Source organism: Pseudomonas sp. AM14(2022) (assembly GCF_036346455.1).
GTDB classification, from domain to species: domain Bacteria; phylum Pseudomonadota; class Gammaproteobacteria; order Pseudomonadales; family Pseudomonadaceae; genus Aquipseudomonas; species Aquipseudomonas putida_A.
In genome coordinates, this window is the sequence record NZ_JAOTNY010000001.1 from 230,184 (window position 1) to 253,001 (window position 22,818).

The 22,818-nt window shown below is 61.4% G+C and carries 20 protein-coding genes; 10 read left to right on the plus strand and 10 right to left on the minus strand.

Annotation, left to right across the window (positions count from 1 at the left end):
- Positions 1 to 37: 37 nt before the first annotated feature.
- On the plus strand, positions 38 to 1,231 hold the full coding sequence (locus tag V3W27_RS01120; RefSeq protein ID WP_330205741.1) for a DUF3142 domain-containing protein: 1,194 nt from the start codon (positions 38 to 40) through the stop codon (positions 1,229 to 1,231).
- A complete protein-coding gene (locus V3W27_RS01125; protein ID WP_330205742.1) occupies positions 1,218 to 3,350 on the plus strand; it encodes a hypothetical protein in 2,133 nt (710 codons plus the stop codon). The genes V3W27_RS01120 and V3W27_RS01125 overlap by 14 nt, the downstream gene beginning before the upstream one ends.
- On the opposite strand, the gene V3W27_RS01130 is transcribed toward V3W27_RS01125, so the two are convergent.
- Positions 3,347 to 3,976, minus strand: coding sequence for a LysE family translocator (locus V3W27_RS01130; RefSeq protein ID WP_041073815.1), 630 nt, complete (start codon positions 3,974 to 3,976; stop codon positions 3,347 to 3,349). The two genes, V3W27_RS01125 and V3W27_RS01130, sit on opposite strands and share 4 nt — an antisense overlap.
- A 144-nt stretch (positions 3,977 to 4,120) precedes the next feature.
- On the opposite strand from V3W27_RS01130, the gene V3W27_RS01135 reads away from it, so the two are divergent.
- A complete protein-coding gene (locus tag V3W27_RS01135) occupies positions 4,121 to 4,594 on the plus strand; it encodes an Lrp/AsnC family transcriptional regulator (RefSeq protein ID WP_141126007.1) in 474 nt (157 codons plus the stop codon).
- Positions 4,595 to 4,751: 157 nt separating this feature from the next.
- On the opposite strand, the gene lpdA is transcribed toward V3W27_RS01135, so the two are convergent.
- Positions 4,752 to 6,152 (minus strand): dihydrolipoyl dehydrogenase, encoded by a 1,401-nt coding sequence (gene lpdA, locus V3W27_RS01140; RefSeq protein ID WP_330205743.1) that lies wholly within the window; start codon positions 6,150 to 6,152, stop codon positions 4,752 to 4,754.
- A gap of 210 nt (positions 6,153 to 6,362) precedes the next feature.
- Here lpdA and hflK (V3W27_RS01145) point away from each other — a divergent pair, with 210 nt between their 5' ends.
- The 5 genes from hflK (V3W27_RS01145) to cfaB all read left to right on the plus strand — a co-directional run bounded on the left by hflK (V3W27_RS01145) (position 6,363) and on the right by cfaB (position 13,710).
- Positions 6,363 to 8,327, plus strand: coding sequence for a protease modulator HflK (gene hflK, locus V3W27_RS01145; RefSeq protein ID WP_330205931.1), 1,965 nt, complete (start codon positions 6,363 to 6,365; stop codon positions 8,325 to 8,327).
- Complete coding sequence (gene hflC / locus V3W27_RS01150; RefSeq protein ID WP_330205744.1) at positions 8,324 to 9,349, plus strand: protease modulator HflC; 1,026 nt, start codon at positions 8,324 to 8,326, stop codon at positions 9,347 to 9,349. Before hflK (V3W27_RS01145) ends, hflC begins: the two co-directional genes overlap by 4 nt.
- Positions 9,346 to 10,407 carry a protease modulator HflK gene (gene hflK, locus V3W27_RS01155; protein WP_330205745.1) on the plus strand — a complete coding sequence of 354 codons (1,062 nt, stop codon included), beginning with the start codon at positions 9,346 to 9,348 and terminating at the stop codon, positions 10,405 to 10,407. Before hflC ends, hflK (V3W27_RS01155) begins: the two co-directional genes overlap by 4 nt.
- Positions 10,404 to 12,311 (plus strand): heavy metal translocating P-type ATPase, encoded by a 1,908-nt coding sequence (locus tag V3W27_RS01160; RefSeq protein WP_330205746.1) that lies wholly within the window; start codon positions 10,404 to 10,406, stop codon positions 12,309 to 12,311. The genes hflK (V3W27_RS01155) and V3W27_RS01160 overlap by 4 nt, the downstream gene beginning before the upstream one ends.
- 211 nt (positions 12,312 to 12,522) lie before the next feature.
- Entirely contained in the window at positions 12,523 to 13,710 is a 1,188-nt protein-coding gene (cfaB, locus tag V3W27_RS01165) for a C17 cyclopropane fatty acid synthase CfaB (protein ID WP_027610322.1), read from the plus strand.
- Positions 13,711 to 13,748: 38 nt separating this feature from the next.
- Here cfaB and cls read toward each other — a convergent pair whose 3' ends face one another.
- The gene (gene cls / locus V3W27_RS01170) at positions 13,749 to 15,188 is read right to left on the minus strand and encodes a cardiolipin synthase (RefSeq protein ID WP_330205747.1); all 1,440 of its coding nucleotides are present in this window, start codon (positions 15,186 to 15,188) and stop codon (positions 13,749 to 13,751) included.
- A gap of 131 nt (positions 15,189 to 15,319) precedes the next feature.
- On the opposite strand from cls, the gene V3W27_RS01175 reads away from it, so the two are divergent.
- The gene (locus V3W27_RS01175; protein ID WP_330205748.1) at positions 15,320 to 15,838 is read left to right on the plus strand and encodes a DUF3617 domain-containing protein; all 519 of its coding nucleotides are present in this window, start codon (positions 15,320 to 15,322) and stop codon (positions 15,836 to 15,838) included.
- 81 nt (positions 15,839 to 15,919) lie between these two features.
- Here the strand turns inward: V3W27_RS01175 and V3W27_RS01180 are convergent, their stop codons facing one another.
- Genes V3W27_RS01180 through folE2 form a run of 6 tightly spaced genes read right to left on the minus strand, consistent with a single transcriptional unit; the run spans position 15,920 to position 21,126 of the window.
- Entirely contained in the window at positions 15,920 to 17,251 is a 1,332-nt protein-coding gene (locus V3W27_RS01180) for a dihydroorotase (protein ID WP_330205749.1), read from the minus strand.
- Positions 17,252 to 17,254: 3 nt separating this feature from the next.
- Positions 17,255 to 17,815: a gamma carbonic anhydrase family protein gene (locus V3W27_RS01185; protein WP_097090254.1), complete on the minus strand. Its 561-nt coding sequence runs from the start codon at positions 17,813 to 17,815 to the stop codon at positions 17,255 to 17,257.
- Positions 17,812 to 18,687: a metal ABC transporter substrate-binding protein gene (locus tag V3W27_RS01190; protein WP_097090255.1), complete on the minus strand. Its 876-nt coding sequence runs from the start codon at positions 18,685 to 18,687 to the stop codon at positions 17,812 to 17,814. The genes V3W27_RS01185 and V3W27_RS01190 overlap by 4 nt, the downstream gene beginning before the upstream one ends.
- An 11-nt stretch (positions 18,688 to 18,698) precedes the next feature.
- A complete protein-coding gene (locus V3W27_RS01195; protein ID WP_330205750.1) occupies positions 18,699 to 19,565 on the minus strand; it encodes a metal ABC transporter permease in 867 nt (288 codons plus the stop codon).
- Positions 19,565 to 20,233, minus strand: a complete 669-nt coding sequence (locus V3W27_RS01200) for a metal ABC transporter ATP-binding protein (protein ID WP_247267141.1) — start codon at positions 20,231 to 20,233, stop codon at positions 19,565 to 19,567. Before V3W27_RS01200 ends, V3W27_RS01195 begins: the two co-directional genes overlap by 1 nt.
- Positions 20,230 to 21,126 (minus strand): GTP cyclohydrolase FolE2, encoded by an 897-nt coding sequence (gene folE2 / locus V3W27_RS01205; protein ID WP_330205751.1) that lies wholly within the window; start codon positions 21,124 to 21,126, stop codon positions 20,230 to 20,232. The genes V3W27_RS01200 and folE2 overlap by 4 nt, the downstream gene beginning before the upstream one ends.
- 84 nt (positions 21,127 to 21,210) lie before the next feature.
- Here folE2 and V3W27_RS01210 point away from each other — a divergent pair, with 84 nt between their 5' ends.
- Positions 21,211 to 22,413: an N-acetylmuramoyl-L-alanine amidase gene (locus V3W27_RS01210; protein ID WP_330205752.1), complete on the plus strand. Its 1,203-nt coding sequence runs from the start codon at positions 21,211 to 21,213 to the stop codon at positions 22,411 to 22,413.
- On the opposite strand, the gene V3W27_RS01215 is transcribed toward V3W27_RS01210, so the two are convergent.
- Positions 22,410 to 22,787 carry a glutamine synthetase gene (locus tag V3W27_RS01215; protein ID WP_330205753.1) on the minus strand — a complete coding sequence of 126 codons (378 nt, stop codon included), beginning with the start codon at positions 22,785 to 22,787 and terminating at the stop codon, positions 22,410 to 22,412. The genes V3W27_RS01210 and V3W27_RS01215 overlap by 4 nt on opposite strands.
- Positions 22,788 to 22,818: the final 31 nt, after the last annotated feature.

Below are 22,818 nucleotides of genomic sequence, written 5' to 3' on the forward strand. Positions count from 1 at the left end.
TAACCTTGCAGCCTGATGTCTCAGGGATCTGCAAGGTATGCGCGTTATCGTCGGGTTGTCGGCCATGCTGGCGGTGTTGTTGCTCTGTGCTTGTGAACGACAGGACGCAGCGCCACTCGATCAGCAACTCTACGTCTGGCAACGGCAATGGACGCCCGCCCATGAGCTCGCGCTGAAAGACAGCCGCAGCGACTTTTCGACCCTGCGCGTGTTGGCCTTGCAGGCATTCCCCAGTGACGGCTGGCATCGGGCGCGGATCGATGCGCCGTTGCTCAAGCACGATGGCCGGCCTCTGATCGCGGTGATTCGTCTCGACGGTCAGCTCAAAAGTCTGGATCAGTCGCAGGTCACGGCGCAGATTCTTCAGGTTGTCGCCGACTGGCAGGCGCAGGGACTGACCCTGAGTGGCGTCGAGATCGATCATGACGCGGGTAATGCGCGTCTGCCGGAATACATCGAGTTCCTCACACATCTGCGTTCCGCGTTGCCCGCATCGTTGCCGCTGAGCATCACCGCGCTGCCGGCGTGGCTCGGCAGTTCACAGCTGCCGGCGTTGTTGGCCACAGTCGACAGCAGCGTGCTGCAGGTGCACGCCGTCAGCGATCCGCGACGCGGCTTGTTCGACCCCGAGCAGGCTCGGCGCTGGGCCAGCGCCTGGGGCAAAATCAGCAGCAAACCGTTCTATCTGGCGCTGCCGGCCTATGGCGTGGCGCTGCTGCCGGATGCCGACGGTGCCCCGGTGGTGGAAAGCGAAGTACCGATCGAACGTGAAGGGCAACGCCGGGAACTGCTCGCCGATCCGTTGCAACTGAGCCGACTTGCAAAAGCGCTGCGCGAGGACCCGCCGGAACATCTGGCCGGGCTGATCTGGTTTCGCCTGCCGCTGGCCAATGATCGTCGGGCCTGGAGCCTGACCACGTTGCGCGCCGTGGCCCGCGGCGATGCGTTGAGCAGCCAACTCGGCCTGACGTTCAGCGACCACAATGGCCTGCAGGACATCGCCCTGCGCAATGTCGGAAACCTCGACAGTGCCTGGCCCACGCGCATCATCGTCAAGGCCAGCGCTTGCGAAGGCGCCGATGCGCTTGCCGGTTACTCGTTGCAACAGAGCGCGGATCTGCTTACCTTCACCCGCCTGCGCGACGGTCGTTTGCCGGCGGGTGGACAACGCGCCATCGGTTGGGCGCGCTGTGCATTTATTGATCAAGGAGGTTCGCATGTTGACCCGTAACTGGCCCCGCCATCTGCTCTGCCTGAGCCTCAGCCTGCCGCTGGGTTCGGCGTTGGCCTGCGGCCCGGACTTCCCGATGCGCCTGCTCGACAATCGCGGGCAAACCCTGGCCGATTTGCCGGAGGGCAACTTCAACTTCGAGATCAGCCGCCTCGGCAAGACCATTGCCGGGCTGAAGAACGTCACCGCTGCGACGCACAATCCCGACGACATGTACGGCGACGCAAGCGAGCCTGCTGCGCTGCGCGAAAAAGCCGAGCAGGTCGGTCTGAGCGCCGAACAACAGGCGCTGGTCAAGCAACTGCGTGGCCTGAGCGATGCGCGTCAGGTCGAGGCGCAGGGCGCCAGTCTGCCGGCGGAAATCCGTTTGTACGTGGCCGGCGCGGTGGCGTTTGCCACTGGCGATCATCCGCTGGCGATCGAATACTTCAACAAAGTGCTGGCACTGCCGGCCGATCAGCGTCCGCTGCGCAGTACCTGGGCGGCGTATTCCCTCGGGCGTGCCTGGTTTGCCACGAGTGCCGAGGCGGGCGATGTCATCGAAGTGCTGGAGGATGCACGCGCAGCCTTCCGTCAGGCTCGACAACTGAGCATCGATGGTTTCAGCGATCCGCTGGAGCTGGGGGTTGCCAGCCTCGGTGAAGAGGCGCGAGTGCTGCGCAACGCCGGTGACTGGAACGGCGCCATCGAATTGTATGAAGCGCAGAACCTGCACGGTTCGGCCGTGGGTTACACCTCGCTGAAACAACTGATGAATGAGCTGGCCGAACTGCCCGAGCCGCAACTGGCCAAGTTGCTGGAGCGCAAAGCCGTGCAGCAACTGGTTACCGCTTCGTTGATCAGCCGCATGGGTTGGTCATTCGACGAGCAACCGCCGAATGAGAAGAAACTGATCAAGCTGCTGCAGGACAGCACCCGTGGCAGCCTGGAAAACGCCGATCGACTGGCGGCCATGAACTATCAACAAGGTGATTACGCCAGCGCCAAAGCCTTCCTTGAAAACGCCGGTGACGGCGGACTGGCGTGGTGGCTGCGGGCCAAACTGGCGGTGCGTGACGGCGATAAAAATGCCGCAGCTGCCGCCTATGCCAAAGCTGCGCAGGCGTTCCCGCAGAGCGAAGATTGGGGTTACCGGCGCACCCCTGACTGGGACTTCGAAACCGTCCAGCCGAAATGCCGGGTCGAGGGCGAAAGTGCGATTCTGGCGCTGCAACGTGGCGAATACCTGCAAGCGTTCGTGCAGTTGTATCGCAGCAACGGCATTTATTGGTTCGACGCGGCGACGGTGGCCGAGCGCGTGCTGACCGTCGATGAGCTCAAACGCTATGTCGATGACAACGTGCCGGCGCCACCCGCGCTGACCCAGCAGCAGCGCGACAACTACGTGCCGCTGCCGGTCGCCGCCAGCCTGCGCAATCTGCTGGGGCGACGCTTGCTGCGTGAAGGGCATTACGAGGAAGCGGTCGGCTATTTCGACAATCCCGATCTGCAGCACAAGGCCCGTCTGTACGGCGAGCAACGGATGAAGGCTGACGCTGCGTGGTGGCCGACCAGACGCGCCAGCGCCTTGTACAACGCGGCGTGGACCGCGCGTGAATGGGGCATGGACATTCTCGGTTACGAGATGGCGCCGGACTACGCCACGTTTGGCGGCAACTACAGCCTGGAAAACACCGAGCTGAAAGTCGGGCCGCTGGTGGCCGAGGCTGAAGTCCAGCGCCAGAAGGCCAGTGAAGCGCAGCCGGATGAGCGTTATCACTACCGTTTTGTCGCCACCGCGCTGGCCAGCCGGGCCGCCGATAATTTGCCGCACACCAGTCAGGCGTTTGCGGCGGTGTTGTGTAACGCTGCGGGTTTCAACAGCAGCCTGGAAGAGCAGAGCGCGCTGTATCGACGCTACGTCAATGAAGGCCCGTACGTGCCGTGGGCGGTGGACTTCGGTAATCAGTGCCCCTATCCGGATTTCGAAAACGCCGACAAGCGTTACGTCACCCAGGTGACCGACGCTGTGCGCAATTCGTTGCGTCCGTACAAGTGGCCGGTGGTCGGTGTCCTGCTGTTAATCAGTGCTGGCGTGCTGGTGTTGTTCAGTCGTCGGCGCAAGTCCCGCAAACCCTAGGCCTGCTGAATAAACGTCAGGCGTACGGCGAAGCCGATCAACAGGCTGCCGAACAGCCATTGCTGAACGCGTTGGGCGGTTGGACTGTGTTGCAGCCAACGGCCCAGCGCCGCGCCGGTCAGGGCATAGGCACTGTCGAACAGCAGCCCGATGCCCACCAGCAACCCGCCGAGGGTGGCAAACTGGGTCAGCACCGCTGCGCCGTCATTGACGATGAATTGCGGCAACAGCACCGAGCAGAACAGCAAGGCCTTGGGGTTGAGCAGATTGGTCAGCAGGCCACGGCGAATCGCCTCGCGCCATTGTCCTTGGGTGTCAGTCACGGCAGCCGTATTCAGGTTCGGCAGCAAGCTGCTGCGCAAGCATTGAATGCCGATCCACAGCAAGTACGCCGCACCAGCCAGGCGCACCAGATCAAACGTCCACGGCGCCGCCTTGAACAGCGCCGCCAGACCCAATGCCGCCAATGCCACGTGACAGCCCCGGGCGATCGCCAAGCCAACGGCGGTTGCCAGCGCCGCACCGCGACCCTGGCGGGCACCGGTTTGCAGCAACAGAATCATGTCCGGGCCGGGCAACAGGAAGACCACCGCCAATGCCAGAAAAAACAGCCAGAAACTCGTCATGTCGCAGCCCTTTCGTTATCGATTCGGTGAGCAAAGTCTATGGCGCAAGGGCGGGGCAGGTGCTTGCGAAGTCAGCTTCAAAAACCCTTGCGATTGGCATAACCTGCTTTCTTTTTGTGCCTTGACCAGCAGGATCTGCCAAAGATGAAACTCGACGCTTTTGATCGCAAGATTCTCGCTGCCTTGCAGCGCAACGGACGGCTGAGCAATGTCGAGCTGGCGGACGAGATCGGCCTGTCGGCGTCACCTTGCTTGCGCCGGGTGCGGATGCTGGAGGAGGCCGGGGTGATTCGTGGCTACCAGGCCAACCTCGATCGCGATGAAGTGGGACTGGGGCTGACGGTGTTTGTCGGGGTCAAGGTCGAGCGCCACAACGATGAGCAGGCCGAAGCCTTTTACACAGCGGTCACGGCGCTGCCGGAAGTGATCTCGGCGTTTCTGGTGTCGGGGGAGTCGGACTTTCTGTTGCAGGTGGTGGTGCCGGACCTGCGCGCATACGACCGCTTTCTCAGCGGCTGCCTGCTGAAGCTGCCGGGGGTGAGTGACATTCGCAGCAACTTTGCGATTCACACGGTGAAGACGCCGGGGGCGTTGCCGTTGGGGCATCTTCCGCTGTAGAGCGGGTTGCTCCCACATTCGACCGCAATCCTCCAGCAGGAACACGGTCAACTGTGGGAGCTGGCTTGCCAGCGATAGCGGTGTGTCAGCGATCGCAATGGTTACAGGACTGACGCCATCGCTGGCAAGCCAGCTCCCACAGGGTTCGGGTGACCATCTACATCTGCGTCGCCATCCCCTCGACATTCATCGCCGCCTGACGCAGCGCCTCGGAGCGGGTCGGGTGCGGATGGCAGGTTAGCGCGATGTCTTCGGCTGACGCGCTGAACTCCATAGCCACGCAGTATTCACCGATCATTTCACTGACGCTCGGTCCGACCAGGTGCACGCCGAGGATCTCGTCCGTGCGTTCGTCGGCGAGGACTTTGGCGAAGCCTTCGGTCTCATGGTTGATCTTGGCCCGGCTGTTGGCGGTGAACGGGAATTTACCGACTTTATAGGTGCGCCCTTCAGCCTTGAGCTGCTCCTCGGTCTTGCCGACGCTGGCCAGCTCGGGCCGGGTGTAGATGACATTGGGGATCAGCCCGTAATTGACCTCGCCGGCCTTGCCGACGATCTGTTCCACGCAGGCCATCGCTTCGTCTTCGGCCTTGTGCGCAAGCATCGGGCCTGACGTCACGTCACCGATCACCCACACGCCGGTTGCCTCGGTGCGGTGCTGGCGGTTGGCGAGCATGCCGCGCTTGTCGGTGCTCAGGCCGACGTTCTCCAGGCCCAGGCCTTTGGTGTACGGGCGCCGGCCGATCGCGACCAGCACGTAGTCGGCTTCCAGCAATTCGGCGCTGCCACCGGCGGCGGGTTCGACGCTGAGCTGCACACCGTTGACCGAGGGGGTGGCGCTGGTGACCTTCGAGCTCAATTTGAAGCTGATGCCTTGCTTGCTCAGCGCACGCTGGAGGGTTTTGCCGGCCTCGCCATCAACACCCGGGCAGATGCGGTCGAGGTATTCGACCACGGTCACCTGGGCGCCGAGACGCCGCCAGACCGAGCCCAGTTCCAGGCCGATCACCCCGGCGCCAATCACCACCAGATGCTTGGGTACTTCACTCAGCGACAGCGCGCCGGTGGAGTCGAGGATGCGTTTGTTGTCGATCTCGACGCCGGGCAGGGGCGTAGGTTCGGAGCCGGTGGCGATGATGATGTCCTTGGCGCTCAGCTCGGTCTTGTTGCCTTGCTCGTCGGTCACCATGACTTTGCCCGGGCCGTCGATGTGGCCCCAGCCCTTGATCCAGTCGACCTTGTTCTTGCGAAACAGAAACTCGATGCCTTTGGTCAGGCCGCTCACGCTTTCGTCTTTCTGTTTCATCATTTGCGCGAGGTTGAGCGTGGGTTTGACCTCGATGCCGAGGTTGGCGAATTCCGCACCCATGGCCGCGTCGTACAACTCCGAGGCGTGCAACAAGGCTTTGGACGGCATGCAGCCGACATTCAGGCAGGTGCCGCCGAGGGTGGCGCGGCCTTCCACGCAGGCTGCCTTCAGGCCCAGCTGGCCGGCGCGGATCGCTGCGTTATAACCACCGGGGCCGCCGCCCAGAATGACCACGTCGTAGTTGCTCATGCTGTTGCTCCTCGTTGGGGATGCGGATCGCTAAAAGTAGTCGGTCGATAAAATTACGAACGTAATATGTGCGTTTCCGGACATTTCGGTCAAGGCTTCAGGCAACCGACAGGTTGCGCATCTTTAGATAAGCGAATTTGTGTACGAATATTTCACGCTTTTCGTTATATCGTAACGATAAGACCGGTGAATCAATGGCTTTGGGGTGATATGCAAGTCGATCTGGATGTCGATGGCACGCAAGTGACCGGGTTGCCGCGCTTTCAACAAGCGTCCACGCAGGGGCGACGTTTGCGTCGTCTGGCCATCGGTCTCGGCGGATTGGCCGGGGCAGGGTGGCTGCTGGCGCTGTTTGTCGAACTGTTTGCCGCGCAATCGATATGGCCGGCCTTGTTGGTGAATTTGGGCGCGGCTTTGCTGGTGTTGGTCGCCGGCTTGCAGTCGGCGTGGTGGGTGACGCAATGGCGTGCAGGGGTGATTGACCCGCAGGTATCGGTGGCGCTGACCGAGGAGCTGGAGCCAGTAGCGCCAGATGGCTGGTACGAACGGCTGCTGGAGCGATTGAGTCAGCGTGGTCTGCACCTGCTCGGTCAGATTGGTGCGGCCACGTTGTGGCTGGGCGGCTGGTCAGTGCTGATTGTGCTCGCCATCGGGCAGGTGTGGAATCTGGCATTGCCTGCCGCTGCGGTCGGGTTGTCGGCCACGGTGGGCGCGGCGCTGATGTTGCTGCTGGGTTTCGGCCTGCTGGTGCTGGAGCGGCAACTGGCTCAGGAGAGTCCGGCGCAATGGCCGGAAGCCGGGTCTCTCGCGCAACTGGCGCGGGTGGCGATCATCAGTCTGGTGCTGGGCGCGTTGTGCCTGCTGTTCGCCAGCGAGGCGTCGGTGTGGCCAGTACGGCTTGCGGTGTTGATCGGGATCTTGCCGGCATTCGTCGCGATCGAGTTGCTATTGCGCGCAGTTCTGTCGGTGTTCAGCCCTCGACGCGAGCAGCTCGAACCGACCCTGCTGGCGCGCAGTTTTGTTGCCGATATGCTGCGCTGGCCACCGCAGCCGTTGCTCGCCTTGCAGCATGAACTGCACAACCGGTTCGGCATCGATCTGCGCCAGATCTGGGCGTTCAGCTATATGCGCCGGGCCTTCCTGCCGGTGCTGGTGCTGGTCGCTGCGGTCGGCTGGTTACTGACCGGTATCCACGAAATCCCGCTGCAGGGGCGAGGTATCTACGAGCGCTTCGGCAAACCGGTGCAAGTGTTCGGCCCCGGATTGCATGCCGGTCTGCCGTGGCCATTGGGCCGTGTATTGAGCGTCGAGAATGGCGTGGTGCACGAGTTGGCAACCAGCGTCGGCGATGCTCCCGCGCCAACCCAGGCTGAGCCTGCCGAAGGCCCGGCACCGATGACCGCCAACCGCTTGTGGGATGCCAGCCACGTCAATGACAAATCCCAGGTGATCGCCAGCAGCCGTGGCGATCAGCAGAGCTTTCAGATCGTCAACATGGACGTGCGCTTCGTCTATCGCATCGGCCTGCGGGATCAGGACGCCTTGGCCGCTACTTACAACAACGCTGATGTGCCGACGCTGATCCGCAGTACCGCCAGCCGGATTCTGGTGCACGATTTTGCCTCGCGCACCCTCGACGGTTTGCTCGGTGCTGACCGGGTAGGGCTGGGCGAAGAAATCGGCCGCGCAGTGCAAGGTGATCTACAGAAACTCGACAGCGGTGTTGAGATTCTCGCCACCGTGGTCGAAGCAATTCATCCACCCGCCGGCGCCGCCAATGCTTATCACGGCGTGCAAGCCGCGCAGATCGGCGCGCAGGCGTTGATCTCCCGTGAGCGCGGTGCTGCGGCAGAGGCCAGTAACCAGGCGCAGTTGCAGGCCAGTCTCGCCCGCGATCAGGCCATTGCCAGCGCCCGTGAAATCAACGCCACCGCGCAGGCGGCGGATCTGAAATTCAAGGCTGAGCAGAAAGCCTATGCCAGCGCTGGCCAGGCGTTCGTGCTCGAGCAATATCTGAGTCAGCTCAGCCTGGGTCTGAACAAGGCCAAATTGTTGGTACTCGACCACCGTTTAGGCGGCAGCAGCAATGCGCCGACCATCGATCTGCGTACGTTCACGCTGCCGGCTGATCCGACGCCTGCGCGCACCACCGCTCAACCAGGAGTTGCCCCTTGAGCCAGTCGCACACTCACGATTCCCATGACCACAGCGGCCACGATCACGGCCACGCCGGGCATCACCATCACCACGGTGCGCCGGAAGAGGCGGGGCCATTCCCGTGGCGGCGCATGGGCTGGGCGTTGTTGCTGGTGGGGTTTGCCATCGCGGCGGCAAGCCTGGTCCAGGTGCGCTCGGGCGAGGCCACCGTCATCACTCGTTTCGGTAATCCGTCGCGGGTACTGCTTGAGCCTGGTTTGAGCTGGCGCTGGCCGGCGCCGTTCGAAGCGGCGATCCCGGTGGATCTGCGCCTGCGTACCACCTCGAGTGGTTTGCAGGATGTCGGCACCCGCGACGGTTTGCGCATCATCGTTCAGGCTTACGTGGCGTGGCAGGTGCAGGACGACCCGGACAATGTGCAGCGTTTCATGCGCGCGGTGCAGAACCAGCCGGACGAAGCGGCGCGGCAGATTCGCACCTTTGTCGGTTCGGCGCTGGAAACCACCGCCAGCAGTTTCGACCTGGCGGATCTGGTGAATACCGATGCCAGCAAAGTGCGTATCGCCGATTTCGAAGCGCAACTGCGTCAGCAGATCGACCAGCAACTGCTCGCCACCTACGGTGTGCGTGTGGTGCAGGTGGGCATCGAACGCCTGACCTTGCCTTCGGTCACGCTCACGGCCACGGTTGATCGGATGCGCGCCGAGCGTGAAACAATCGCCACCGAACGCACCGCCATCGGCAAGCGGGAAGCTGCACAAATTCGTTCTGCGGCCGAGCGCGATGCGCGAATTGTCCAGGCCGATGCTACGGTGAAAGCGGCAGAAATCGAAGCACAGTCGCGGGTCGAAGCCGCACAAATCTATGGTCGTGCGTACGCTGGCTCACCGCAGCTGTACAACCTGCTGCGCTCACTCGATACCCTTGGCACCATCGTTACGCCGGACACCAAGCTGATCCTCCGTACCGACGCCGCGCCATTCCGCGTTCTGGTAGACGGCCCGCCGAATGTCGAAAACAAGTCCGGATCGCAGCCATGAGTGATGAAGTTCCACGTGGAACACATTCGTTGAGCAGTCCGTGGATTCAGGCCGGACGCCTGGCGTTTTTCGCCTTATATGCGGTGACGGTATTGGCTGCGTTGGCGTGGGCGTTTTCCAATGTGCGGCAGATTGATCCGCAAAATCGCGCGGTGGTCTTACACTTTGGCGCACTGCAACGCGTCCAGAATGCCGGGCTGTTGCTGGCCTGGCCGCAGCCGTTCGAGCAGGTGGTTTTGCTGCCGGCAGCGGATCGGGTCATCGAGCGCCGAGTGGAAAACCTGCTGCGTAGCAGTGAGGCGATCAAGGCTGATCGTGTAGCAACCTTCGCCACGCCACTGAGCGATGCAATGGCCGGTTCCGGCTATCTGCTGACCGGCGACGCCGGCGTGGTGCAACTGGATGTGCGGGTGTTTTACAAAGTCAGCGATCCCTATGACTTCGTGCTGCAGGGTGATCATGTGCTGCCAGCACTGGATCGGCTGGTCACCCGCAGCGCTGTGGCCCTGACCGCCGCACGGGATCTGGATACGATTCTGGTCGCTCGGCCGGAGTTGATCGGCGCCGACAATCAAGCGGCTGAACGTCGTGAGCGACTGCGCGGTGATCTGGTGCAAGGCATCAACAAGCGCTTGGCTGAATTGAAGACGAGCGGGCAGGGCATCGGCATCGAAGTGGCGCGGGTCGACGTTCAGTCGAGTCTGCCGGATCCGGCGGTCAGTGCCTTTAATGCGGTGTTGACCGCCAGTCAGCAGGCCGACAAAGCCGTCGCCAATGCACGCACCGAGGCGGAAAAACTCACCCAAACCGCCAACGAACAAGCCGACCGTACTCTGCAAGTGGCCCATGCTCAGGCCGGCGAACGGCTGGCAAAAGCCTCTGCCGACACTGCCACGGTGATGAGCCTGGCCAAGGCGCAACAACAGGGCACCGACCCGCAGATGCTCCTGCGGCTATACCGCGAACGCATGCCGAAAATTCTTGGTCAGGCCGGTTCGGTGACCACGGTCGATCCGAAAGACGATTCCCGCCTGATCATTCAGGGAGCCAGTAAATGACTGCGACCACTGCCGCACCGAGCCTGTTGTCCTCGGCCGAACAGCGCCGCGCCGCACGGCAATTGACCCTGGCGATGCTCGCCCTTGGTTTGCTCGGCCTCGGTCTACTCTGGCGCTGGCTGTTACCGGAGCAAACCGGTGTCAGTCAGTTGCTGCTGGGTTTCGCCTCCTTATTAGTAGCGGTGCCGGTGATGCGCTCTGCTTGGTACAGCTTGCGTTATCCGAGCCTGCACGGCATCACCGATCAACTGATTGCTTTGGCGATGCTCGGTGCGTGGGCGACTGGCGATCTGCTGACCGCCGTGTTGCTGCCGATCATCATGATCTTCGGCCACGTGCTGGAAGAGCGCAGCGTGATCGGTTCGCAGGAAGCGATCCACGCCCTCGGCCAATTGACCCGCAGCCACGCCCGCAAGATTCAAGCGGACGGCTTGATCATTGAAGTCGACAACGGCACCCTCCAACCCGGTGACACGGTCGAGGTGCGCGCCGGGGATCGTGTGCCCGCGGATGGTCGGGTGTTGTTCGGCCAAGCCAGCCTCGACACGGCGTCGATTACCGGCGAGTCGGTGCCAGTGGAAACGGCAGTGGGCATGACGGTGTTTGGCGGGGCGATCAACCTCGATGGCTTGCTGCGCATTGAGGTGACCCGCACCGGCGATCAATCGACGCTGGGCAAAGTCATCGCGCTGATGCAGAACGCCGAACGCTCGAAACCGCCGATCACCCGTCTGCTTGAACGTTATGCCGGCAGCTACATGGTGCTGGTGTTGCTGTTGGCGGCGGTGACGTGGTTTGTCACCCATGACGCGCAAGCGATGCTCGCGGTGCTGGTAGCCGCATGTCCTTGCGCTTTGGTGCTGTCGGCACCGGCCACGGCAATTGCCGGAGTGGCGGTGGCGGCGCGCCACGGCATTCTGATTCGCAGTTCGGCGTTTCTTGAGGAGTTGGCAGATCTCACTTCACTGGTGGTCGACAAGACCGGCACGCTGACTTACGGCACCTTGCGTTTACAATCGATCAGCAGCCCGCGTCTGGATCAGGCCTCGGTGATGGCGCTGGCCGCCAGTCTCGGTGCGGCCAGCAGTCATCCTGTCAGCCGGGCGTTGGCGGGGCTGGTCAGTCAGGAGCAGAGCCTGCCGCTGACGGACATTCACGAGCGTCAGGGCCTCGGGGTCGTGGCCATGACCGCGCAGGGCGAGGCGGCGCTGGGGCGTCCCGAACTGTTCGCGCAACTGGGCATCGTCACTACCATCGTTCCCGAGCACGACGGGCCGATTGCCGGATTGGCACTGAACGGCGAATTTGTCGCCTGGCTGTTGCTGGCCGACAGCGTCAAACCGGAAGCGCGCTTTGCCCTCGCTGAATTGCGCGAACTGGGGCTGGGTCGCCAGTTGCTGTTGACCGGCGACCGCCAGAGTGTTGCGCAGACCCTGGCCCGCGTGGTCGGCCTGCAAGAGGTGGAAGCGCAGGCGCTGCCTGAGGACAAGCTCAACCGCGTGCTCAAGGAAATCGACAACGGTTTCCGGCCGATGGTGGTGGGTGACGGCATCAATGATTCGCTGGCGCTCAAGGCCGGGGTGGTGGGTGTGGCGATGGGCGCCGGCGGTGCCGACATCGCGCTGGCCTCGGCGGATATCGTGTTGATCGGCAGCGATCTGCGCCGTCTGGGCACCTGTGTGCGGTTGAGTCGTCAGTGCCGTCGAACCTTGCAGGTCAACGTGATCATCGGTCTAGGCTGGACCCTGGCGATCGTGGTGTTTGCGGCATTCGGCTGGCTCGGCGCGGCCGGAGCGATGATCGCCGCGCTGCTGCACAACCTCAGCACGCTGCTGGTGTTGGGCAATGCCGGACGGCTGCTGCGGTTTCAGGAGCCATTGCTCAAGCTCAAGGATGATCACTGAAGTGAGTTTCAGCGAACTGTGCGCCGAATAGGCAGTCATCTATGGAGAGGGCGCACACTTCACGCCGTTACCTGGGCTAAAGCAGTAGTGGGTGCATGACGGCATGCAGGAGCGCCTGGAACGATAGTCTCGGCTAATTAAATCGATAGCCTGCTATTTTTCAAGGATGGTCTACCCTCAGATCTGACGTCTGAAACAAGGGGGATTTTCCATGCTCGCGCAACTTCCACCGGCCTTACAGAATCTGCAGCTTCCGCTTCGCTTGCGACTCTGGGATGGCCATGAGTTCAACCTGGGGCCGACGCCCAGTGTCACCATTGTGGTCAAGGACCCGACGATGGTCACCCAGTTCACCCATCCGAGTCTCGACGCGCTGGGGGCGGCGTTTGTCGAAGGCAGGCTGGAACTGGAGGGCTCGATCAGCGAGGTCATCCGGGTCTGCGACGAATTGAGCAGCGCCTTGCTCGATGAAGACGAAAGCGCGCAGCCAGTGCGTGCGGTGCACGACAAGGAAACCGACGCCAAAGCCATTTCCTATCACTACGACCTGTCCAACGCGTTCTATCAGCTGTGGCTGGACAGCGACATGGCGTATTCCTGCGCGTATTTCGAAACCGGCAGCGAAACTCTGGAACAGGCACAGCAGGCCAAGTTCCGACATCTGTGTCGCAAACTGCGTTTGCAGCCCGGTGATTATCTGCTGGATGTCGGTTGCGGCTGGGGTGGTCTGGCGCGTTACGCCGCGCGTGAATTCGGCGCCAAAGTGTTCGGCATCACCCTGAGCAAAGAACAGCTGGAACTGGCCCGGGAGCGGGTCAAGGCCGAGGGCCTGGAAGATCAGGTTGAGCTGCAATTGCTCGACTACCGCGATCTGCCGCAGGACGGGCGTTTCGACAAGGTAGTCAGCGTCGGCATGTTCGAACACGTCGGTCACGCCAACCTCGCTGAATACTGCAAAGTCCTGTTTGGTGCAGTGAAGGAGGGCGGTCTGGTGATGAATCACGGCATCACCGCCAAACACACCGATGGTCGTCCGGTAGGACGCGGTGCTGGCGACTTCATCGAGAAATACGTGTTCCCCAACGGCGAGCTGCCGCACCTGGCGATGATCTCGGCTGAGATCAGCGAAGCCGGGCTGGAGATCGTCGACGTGGAAAGCCTGCGTTTGCACTACGCGCGCACACTCGACCATTGGAGCGAGCGGCTGGAGGACAACCTCGAAGCCGCCGGGAAACTGGTGCCGGATCAGGCCTTGCGCATCTGGCGGCTGTATCTGGCCGGGTGTGCCTATGCGTTCGCCCGTGGCTGGATCAACCTGCACCAGATTCTTGCGGTGAAGGCGCATCCGGATGGCAGCCATGAACTGCCCTGGACCCGCGACGACATTTATCACCCCTGAGGCCTGACGACCGTTCGCTCGTTCGAGCGAGCGGCCGGTTAAAGAATCGGTGAAATAAGCCGGGCGATCCGCATGCCGAGCTGTTGCAGGCGGTGGATCTCCCGGCTTTCTTCTTTGGCGACTTCATAAGCCTGCTCGAAATCATCGTTGAGCATGCGTTTCACGTGGGCGGCGAATTCGCTGTCGACGGTCAGCAGCATCACTTCGAAATTCAGCCGGAACGAACGGTTGTCCAGATTGGCGCTGCCGATGGCGCTGATTTCGCTGTCGATCAGTACCACTTTCTGATGCAGGAACCCCGGCTCGTAGCGGAACACCCGCACGCCAGCGCGCACCGCTTCGAATGCATACAGGCTGGACGCGGCGTAGACGATGCGGTGATCGGGACGCGAGGGTAGCAGCAGGCGCACGTCGACGCCGCGCAGCACCGCCAGGCGCAACGCGGCGAACACGGCTTCATCGGGAATGAAGTAGGGGCTGGTGATCCACACTCGTTCCGTCGCCGCGTGGATGGCTTCGACGAAGAACAGTGAACAGGTTTCGTAGGCATCCGCCGGGCCGCTCGCCAGCAATTGGCAGAGCACGCCATCTTCCGGGTAGACATCCGGCAGGATCAGCGGTGGCAACGTCCGTGCTGCCCAGAACCAGTCCTCGGCAAACGACTCCTGCATGCAGGCCACCACCGGCCCGCGCACCTGAACATGGGTATCGCGCCACGGCGCCAGGGGCGGTTTCTCGCCCATGTATTCATCGCCGACGTTATGCCCGCCGACGAAGCCGAGTACGCCATCGACCACGACGATTTTGCGGTGGTTGCGGAAATTCACCTGGAAGCGATTGAGCCAGCCGCTGCGTGTGGCGAAGGCTTTGACCTCGACACCGCCATCGCGCAGCGCCTGCACATAACTGTGGGGCAGGGCGTGGCTGCCGATGCGGTCGTAGAGCAGATGAATTGCCACACCTTCCGCGGCCTTCTTCAGTAACAGGTCGCGCAGGCGCTGCCCGAGGCGGTCGTCATGGATGATGAAAAACTGTACCAGTACGGCTTCGCGCGCTTGATCGATGGCGTGGAAGATCGCCTCAAAGGTCGCGTGGCCATTCACCAGCAGTTGCACCTGGTTGTTCGCCAGGCACGGCATGCGTCCCAGTTTGGGCATGGCGCGCAGCGAGGCGTAGGCCTTCGAGGCGCGGGCGGTGAGGGCTTCTTCGACCCATGGGCGCCAGTTCAACTCGGAGATCGCCTGACGCATCTGTTCGTTGGCCTGACGCCGCGCCTTGATATAGCCGTCGAAGGTGCTGCGGCCGAAAACCAGATAAGGGATGAGGGTCAGGTAGGGAATGAAAATAAGCGACAATGCCCAGGCGATCGAGCCTTGGGCGGTGCGTACGGTCAGCACCGCGTGGATGGCGGCGATCAAGCCGAGGCTATGTATCAGGGCGATCAGATAACCGAAAATGTGCGGTCCAAAATAATCCATGGGGCAGCCTTGCTCCTGAAGACTCAATGCGTAACAGACCATGTTCCGAGGCGAATGTCGCTATTTAATTGGTGCATGAACCGAAGCAATCGGCCGACGTCTAACGGCCACTACTGATCAGGAGTTTTTCGATGAACGTTCGTCTGCTGGGTTTGGCGCTGGGCCTGGGTTTGGCAATGCCGGTGGTAGCGCAGGCGCAAATGCTGCAGCCGGGGCTGTGGGAAATGACCTCGAGCAACGTCAAGGTCGATGACCAGCCCATGGATGTGCAATCGATCCTTGGCCAGTTGCAAGGCCAGATGACCCCGCAGCAGCGTGCGGCGCTGGAAAAGAACGGAATCAACATCGGCGGCAAGGGCATTCGTGCCTGCCTGACGCCGCAGCAAGTGGCGACCAACGATATTCCCTTGGCCGATCCGCAGTCAGGCTGCAAACAGCAGATCACCGAGCGCACCGACAACCAGTGGAAATTCCGCTTCAGCTGCCCGAAAGCGCAAGGCACCGGGGTTGCCACGTTCCTCAGTGATCGTGAGTTCACCACGGTGGCCAACGGCACGTTCAACGCCATAGGGATCAACCAGAAGGGCAGTCTGGAAACCCGTGCGGTGTGGCTGGGTCAGGATTGCGGCACCGTGAAGCCAAGAGCTTAAAAGCTTCGCGAGCAAGCTCGCTCCCATAGGCACAAGGTGAGTCCTGTGGGAGCGGGCTTGCTCGCGAAGGCGTCTTGGTTTTCACCGCATGAATCGCAGCGCCAGCCCCTGACATCCTTCGTTGATACGCTGCTCCCGCCAGGCAATCTGCCCCGACACCAACGTGGTATTCACCCGATAGCGAAAAGTCTTGTCAGCGAACGGCGTCCAGCCGCACTGTGACAGAATCGGTTGCCGTGACACTTCAAGAGCCGCTGGCTCAACCAGCACCAGATCCGCCCAATACCCCTCGCGCAAATAACCCCGATCCGGAATCGCAAACAGATCCGCCACGCGATGGCTGGTCTTCGCCACCAACGTGGTGATCGGCAGCACGCCATCGGCCACCAGCTCAAGTAGCGCTGGCAACGCATGTTGCACCAGTGGCAAACCGGACGGCGCTTCGGCATACGGGCGCTGTTTTTCCGCCCAGGTATGTGGCGCGTGATCGCTGCCGATCACATCCAGTCGATTGCTCAGCAGCGCCGCGCGCAAAGCATCGCGGTCGGCTTGGGTCTTGATCGCCGGATTGCACTTGATCAGGTTGCCGAGGGCCGGATAGTCGCGGTCATCGAATAGCAGATGATGCAGGCAGACTTCGGCCGTGATGTGTTTCTGGGCGAGCGGCTTGTCCTCGAACAACTCGAGTTCGCGAGCGGTGGTCAGATGCAAAACGTGCAGGCGGGTGCCGTGACGTCTGGCCAGTTCCACCGCCAGCGAAGAGGAGCGGTAGCAAGCCTCGGCATCGCGAATCAGTGCATGGATATTCGCTGGCAGGTGTTCGCCGAGGCGTTCGCGCAGACGTGCTGCATTGGCCTCGATGCTCGGCGTGTGTTCGCAATGCGCCAGCAGTATTGTCGGCACTTCGGCGAATAAACGCTCGAGAGTCCTCGGATCGTCCACCAACATGTTGCCGGTGGACGCGCCCATGAACACTTTGACCCCGGCCACTTCGCAGGGGTTGAGTGCGGCGACGGTGTCGAGGTTGTCCCGGCTCACACCGAAATGAAAGCCGTAGTTGGCCACAGAGTTGATTGCCGCCCGACGCTTTTTATCCGCCAGTGCTTCGAGGGTGAGGGTGGCCGGTCGGGTGTTGGGCATGTCCATGAAACTGGTGATGCCGCCCGCCACCGCTGCGCGCGATTCGGTGTGGATGCAGCCCTTGGCCGGCACCCCCGGCTCGCGAAAATGCACCTGATCATCAATCATCCCCGGCAACAGCCATTGGCCATTGGCGTCGATTTCCACACGGACATTTTCACCGTCGATGCTGCGCGCGATCTTGACGATGCGGCCATGGCTGACCAGCAGATCACCGTCGAACTCGCGTCCTTCATTGACCAGTCTGGCGTTGCGAATCAGCACGCTGCTCATGATTCAGAACTCGTTCTGCAAGGCTTTGTAGCCGCGTACCAGATCGACATTGGTGCGTGCCACGTCTTCGGAAAACTCCGAGGCGCTGACACTCACCGGCGGGAACTGCGAGAGGTCGGTATTGGGGCCGATGCGGGTGGTGGAGGGTACGTAGAACGCACCCGGCAAATCGCGGCCATCGACCACCGAGTTGTGCCGCACCACACAGCCGTCACCGACCACGCAATTGAACAGCACGCTGTTGAAGCCGATGAACACCCGGTCGCCGACTACGCACGGGCCGTGCACGATCGAGCGGTGAGCGATCGAGGTGAATTCGCCGATGGTCACCGCGGCGCCGGATTTGGAATGGATCACCACGCCGTCCTGGATGTTCGAATTGGCGCCGATGGTGATCGGCTCCATCGCACCTGAAGCGTCTACTTCATCGGCGCGGATCACTGCGTAGGGGCCGACGAAGACGTTCTCGCCAATGACCACCTTGCCGCAGATGATCGCGGTTTTGTCGACGTAGGCCGACTCGGCAATTTGCGGCAGATCGCCGGAAGGATTCTTGCGGATCATGGTTGGCTCAGCGCGTTGTAAAGAGTGTTGAGGTTGTATTCGAACAGTCCGGTAAAGGTGCTGGCCGGGCCACTGGCGGCGAGGGCATCGGAGTAAAGGGTGCCGCCGATGTGTGCGCCGCTTTCGTCGGCGATCTGCTTGAGCAGGCGCGCGTCCTTGATGTTTTCCATGAACACCGCTTTGACCTTGGCCTGACGGATTTGGGTAATCAGTGCGGCGACTTCGGCGGCTGACGGTTCACGCTCTGTGGACAGACCTTGCGGCGCCATGAAGTCGATGCCGTAGGCCTGCCCGAGATAACCGAAGGCATCGTGGCTGGTGACGATCTTGCGATTGCCCGGTGGCAGCGAGCCGAGCTTGGCCTTGGCTTCGGCGAGCAGGGCGTAGATCTGTTTCAGGTAGGTCTGGCTGTTGCGTTGGTAGTCGGCCTTGTTCGCCGGATCAGCGGCGATCAGCGCCTTGGTGATGTTGGCGATGTACAGTTCGGTATTGGCCAGGTTGTGCCAGGCGTGCGGGTCGGGAATGGTCTCGCCGTCTTCCACCAGCGAGCGTGGAATTACGCCATGACTGGCATTGATGACGGGGGCTTTGGTCTCGGTGCTGGTCACCAGGCGATCGAGCCATGGCTCGAAACCCAGGCCATTCTTGATAATCAGTTTGGCTTTGAGCAGCGCTTTGGCATCATCAGGCGTCGGTTCATAGGTGTGTGCGTCGGCGTCCGGGCCGACCATGTTGGTGATCTGGATATGCTCGCCACCCACCTGGTGAACCATGTCGGCGAGGATGCTGAAGCTGGTGACCACCGGCAATTTTTCCGCCGCCGATAACGACATCGACAGCAGCAAGCTGAACAACACGAGTAGAGCGCGCATCGGGAAACACCTCATTGGGATGTGAGCAAAGGCGGGCGGCGCAACAAGCCGTGCACCGGCCCGAACACCACGGACAGCAGATAACCGATACCCGCGACCAGCACGATCGCCGGACCGCTCGGCAGCGAGTAGTAGAACGAGATCAACAATCCGCACCACACCGAGAGGCAGCCGATAAGCGCCGAGATGGCAATCAGGCTCGGCAGGCGACGACTCCAGAACCGTGATGCGGCGGCGGGCAGCATCATCAGGCCGACCATCATCAAGGCGCCGATGGCCTGGAAACCGATTACCAGATTGAGCACCACCAATGTCAGGAACACGCCGTGGGCGAGGGGGCCGAGGCGGCTGACGGTTTGCATGAATAACGGGTCGAGGGTGTCGAGCAGCAGCGGTTTGTAGATGAGCGCCATGGCAATCAGGCTAAAGGTCGAGACCCATAACATGCCGTGGAGAGTAGGGCCGTCGACCGCCAGTGCCGAGCCGAACAACAGGTGCAGCAAGTCGAGACGCTTGCCGGCGATGCCAAGAATCAGCACGCCACTGGCGAGCGAGATCGGGTAGATCGCGGCGAGGCTGGCGTCTTCGCGCAGGCCGGTGCAACGGGTAATCCAGGCGGCGAGACCGGCCATGCCCAGGCCGGCGCCCAGACCACCGAAGGTCAGCGCGGGCAGACTCAGACCGGCGAACCAGAAGCCCAATGCCGCGCCGGGAAGGATGCCGTGGGCAACGGCGTCACCGATCAGGCTCATACGCCGCAGGATCAGAAACACGCCGAGCGGCGCCGTGCTACAGGCCAATACCAGTCCGCCGAGCAGCGCTCGGCGCATGAACACGAACTCGCTGAACGGTTGCCAGAGGTGGGCGACGGTGAGCATCAGGCCACCTGCATATTGGGTGTTTGCTGGATCAGTTCGGCACTGGGTCCGAACAGGCATTCGCGGTTTTTGATCAGCAGTGTCTGCGGGATGTGTTGGCGGACGGCGGCGAGGTCATGGCAGACCATCAGCAGTGTTCGTCCTTCGGAATGCCAGGCGTGGATGTGTTGCCAGAGCAATTGTTGGCCCAGTTCATCGAGTGCGGCGTGGGGTTCGTCAAGGAGCAGCAATGGGGCGTCGGTCAGACTCAAGCGGGCGAGCAGGGCGCGCTGCAACTCGCCACCGGAAAGGGCCATCAGCGGACGTTTTTCCAATCCGCTCAAGTGCCAATTTTCCAGGGCGTTGACGAGTCGTTGTGCGCGCAGTTGCGTCGACAATCGACGCCCCCAGAAACCCGCGGCCACCAGCTCTTCGAGGCTGATGGGGAACTGTCGGTCGAGGTGTTGCTGTTGCGGCAGGAACGCCAAACCGCCCTGACGTGGAACACCCAGTGCGACCTTTCCTGATAACGGCTTCTGCAATCCGGCGATGACTTTCAGCAGGCAGCTTTTACCGCAGCCGTTGGCGCCGATGATGGCGCAGAGGCTGCCGCGTTCCAGCGAGAGGGTCAGTGGCGAAGTCAGTGGTTGGCCGGGTGCGCCCCAACTCAGGGTGTGGCAACGGATCATTGGAGTTCTCGATGCCAGTGGCTTTCGGCGACCGCGTCGTGGGCGTGCAGGCTTTCGGCGTGGATCACCCGCAGGTGGAAGCCACTGACCCCGGGGGAGCGACGCAGAGCCAGATTGAGTCGTCGCGCGGCGTCTTCGCAAAACATCAGGTTCTGCCCATTGGCCAACGCGAAGGCTTGCTCGTCGGCGCGCTTCACGGCAGTTTGCACGGCGGTGCCGAGCGCCGCTTCGGCGTCATTGATGATCACACTCAGGGGAAGCTCGTCGATGAACTCGTCGAGGTGCATATGCAATTGCGCGGTGCTGCGTTGGCTGTGCGGGGTGGCGACAATGCCTTGGCTTGATCCTAACCAGGCCAAAACTTCGGCATGTTGCAGTGGCTTGTTGGCGAAATCATCGATGAATTGCTGCTGAATCAACTGTCGCGCCAGCGCTGCTGAGCAGGGGCAAGTTGAGGAGTAGGGCACCTCGATTTTCAGTTCCACGTGGAACACTTGGTTTTTCAGACTCGCTGAAATGCTCACTGGGTAGCTCTTCCAACCCGCTAGAGGGCTGACTAACGCAGGCCTTTTCAGCAGCACTTCGCAGTGGATTTTCAGGTAGGCGCTGTTGGATAAACCGTCATGGCTGACCAGAAATTCCTCGAGAACCTGGCGCAATAAGAAGGGAGAGAGGTCCTGCCGCTCAAGTGCCGCCAATGCGAGATATAGCCGCGACATGTGAATGCCGCGCGCTTCGCCATCATCGAGACTCACGCCTGCATCTGCTTTTGCGCTCAGACGTTGGCCTTGCAATAAAACAGGCAGAGCAATGCCGCACATTCCCACCCAATCAAGCGGTAACGCCTGCCGAGCGGCTTGAGTCGCAATATCCGGAAGTGTCAGCGAATTCATGTTCGGAACCATCGTGTTGATTGAATTAGATGTTACATTATAACAATTCAAATCACGATGCCTTTTTCATGAACAGGCTTTCATATGCACCGACGTCATCTGCTCAACCTGCTTCTGGCCAGCACGGCCTTGGCTTTTCCCTTCACCGTTTCGGCCACACAAATTTGCAATGCACGCCTCTGGCGTTCGGATGACAAGCTCAGATTGGTGTTCGATCTGAGCGGTCCGGTGCGCTACAAAACCTTTTTGCTGAGCGCTCCAGAACGCTTGATCATCGACCTTTCCGGGGCGAGTTTGAGTAGCGATCTCAGTCAATTGAAGCTTGCCAATACTGCGATTCGTTCGATTCGAACAGGGCACTTTGGTCAAGGTGATACACGGATCGTTCTCGACCTGCACCATCCGGTGTTATTGAACAGCTTCCTTTTGGCGCCTCAAGATGGCCAAGGGCACCGCTTGGTGCTTGATCTGGTAAACGCCAAACAGGCATCAAGTCCGGCAATGGTTCCACGTGAAACACCCTCGAATCAGGCTCACCCCAAGCGCGACATCATCGTTGTCGTTGATCCCGGGCACGGCGGGAAAGACCCAGGTGCGGTTGGCCCCAAGGGTGAGCGAGAAAAAGATGTGGTTCTTGCCATCGCTCAATTGCTCGCCAAACGCCTGAAAAGGGAGAAAGGCTTCGACGTAAAACTGGTGCGCAATGACGACTTCTTCGTGCAGCTGCGCAAGCGTGTGGACATCGCACGTCAGCATAAGGCCGACATGTTTATCTCGGTGCACGCCGATGCGGCGCCGCGTCTTACCGCGTCGGGAGCATCTGTATATTGCTTGTCTGAAGGTGGTGCGACGTCAGCAACTGCACGCTTCATGGCACAGCGAGAGAACGGCGCGGATCTGCTGGGCGCGACCAGTCTGCTCAACCTTAAGGACAAAGATCCGATGCTCGCCGGCGTGATTCTCGACATGTCGATGAACGCTACCATTGCCGCCAGTCTACAGCTGGGCAGCACCGTTCTCGGCAGTCTGGCGGGCATTACCACGCTGCATCAGAAGCGCGTGGAGCAGGCAGGGTTTGCCGTGCTGAAGTCGCCGGACGTGCCGTCGATTCTGGTGGAAACCGGCTTCATTTCCAACGCCCGTGACAGCCAGCGCTTGGTCACGCCTCGACATCAGCAGGCCGTGGCGGATGGTTTATTCGAAGGGCTGCAGCGTTACTTCCAGAAGAATCCGCCAGTAGATAGCTACATCGCCTGGCAGCAGGAGCAGCAAGAAGCGCAGGTTTAGCAGCCGGTGATCCGACTGCAGGTGAACTTGGCGCTGCTGCCGCCAGAGCTGGAAAAGCGATTGATCGTCGTCCAGCCGACGCGACGGGTGTAGCCGACCCAGGCTTCGCCGTCAGAGGCGAGCCCGGTGAAGAACGTCAGCTGGCCGAAACGACTGTTGGTCTGTGCCCAGTAGCGATTGCCGTCCTTTTCAAAGCCACGCAGGTAAATCGTGCTGCCCACCGTGTTTACGCTGTAGGTATTGCCCTGCGCATCGATGCAGGCCAGCAGATTGGCGCTGCGTGTGCAGTTGGCGAGCGGGGGAATTTTCCCCCAGGCGTTGGCCATCGACAGCAATACGAGACTCAGCAGCGAGCATTTCAGGGCAATTTTCATCTCGGTATCCGATGGGCAGTTTACGTGCAGC

Excerpts from the sequence above, each read along its gene's own strand:
- V3W27_RS01130 (WP_041073815.1), bottom strand. The coding sequence starts at position 3,976 with ATGACGAGTTTCTGGCTGTTTTTTCTGGCATTGGCGGTGGTCTTCCTG.
- V3W27_RS01185 (WP_097090254.1), bottom strand. The coding sequence starts at position 17,815 with ATGATCCGCAAGAATCCTTCCGGCGATCTGCCGCAAATTGCCGAGTCG.
- V3W27_RS01190 (WP_097090255.1), bottom strand. The coding sequence starts at position 18,687 with ATGCGCGCTCTACTCGTGTTGTTCAGCTTGCTGCTGTCGATGTCGTTA.
- V3W27_RS01200 (WP_247267141.1), bottom strand. The coding sequence starts at position 20,233 with ATGATCCGTTGCCACACCCTGAGTTGGGGCGCACCCGGCCAACCACTG.
- cls (WP_330205747.1), bottom strand. The coding sequence starts at position 15,188 with ATGGATTATTTTGGACCGCACATTTTCGGTTATCTGATCGCCCTGATA.
- V3W27_RS01180 (WP_330205749.1), bottom strand. The coding sequence starts at position 17,251 with ATGAGCAGCGTGCTGATTCGCAACGCCAGACTGGTCAATGAAGGACGC.
- V3W27_RS01215 (WP_330205753.1), bottom strand. The coding sequence starts at position 22,787 with ATGAAAATTGCCCTGAAATGCTCGCTGCTGAGTCTCGTATTGCTGTCG.
- V3W27_RS01160 (WP_330205746.1), top strand. The coding sequence starts at position 10,404 with ATGACTGCGACCACTGCCGCACCGAGCCTGTTGTCCTCGGCCGAACAG.
- hflK (WP_330205931.1), top strand. The coding sequence starts at position 6,363 with ATGCAAGTCGATCTGGATGTCGATGGCACGCAAGTGACCGGGTTGCCG.
- V3W27_RS01195 (WP_330205750.1), bottom strand. The coding sequence starts at position 19,565 with ATGCTCACCGTCGCCCACCTCTGGCAACCGTTCAGCGAGTTCGTGTTC.
- V3W27_RS01210 (WP_330205752.1), top strand. The coding sequence starts at position 21,211 with ATGCACCGACGTCATCTGCTCAACCTGCTTCTGGCCAGCACGGCCTTG.
- lpdA (WP_330205743.1), bottom strand. The coding sequence starts at position 6,152 with ATGAGCAACTACGACGTGGTCATTCTGGGCGGCGGCCCCGGTGGTTAT.
- cfaB (WP_027610322.1), top strand. The coding sequence starts at position 12,523 with ATGCTCGCGCAACTTCCACCGGCCTTACAGAATCTGCAGCTTCCGCTT.
- V3W27_RS01125 (WP_330205742.1), top strand. The coding sequence starts at position 1,218 with ATGTTGACCCGTAACTGGCCCCGCCATCTGCTCTGCCTGAGCCTCAGC.
- V3W27_RS01175 (WP_330205748.1), top strand. The coding sequence starts at position 15,320 with ATGAACGTTCGTCTGCTGGGTTTGGCGCTGGGCCTGGGTTTGGCAATG.
- folE2 (WP_330205751.1), bottom strand. The coding sequence starts at position 21,126 with ATGAATTCGCTGACACTTCCGGATATTGCGACTCAAGCCGCTCGGCAG.
- V3W27_RS01120 (WP_330205741.1), top strand. The coding sequence starts at position 38 with ATGCGCGTTATCGTCGGGTTGTCGGCCATGCTGGCGGTGTTGTTGCTC.
- hflK (WP_330205745.1), top strand. The coding sequence starts at position 9,346 with ATGAGTGATGAAGTTCCACGTGGAACACATTCGTTGAGCAGTCCGTGG.
- V3W27_RS01135 (WP_141126007.1), top strand. The coding sequence starts at position 4,121 with ATGAAACTCGACGCTTTTGATCGCAAGATTCTCGCTGCCTTGCAGCGC.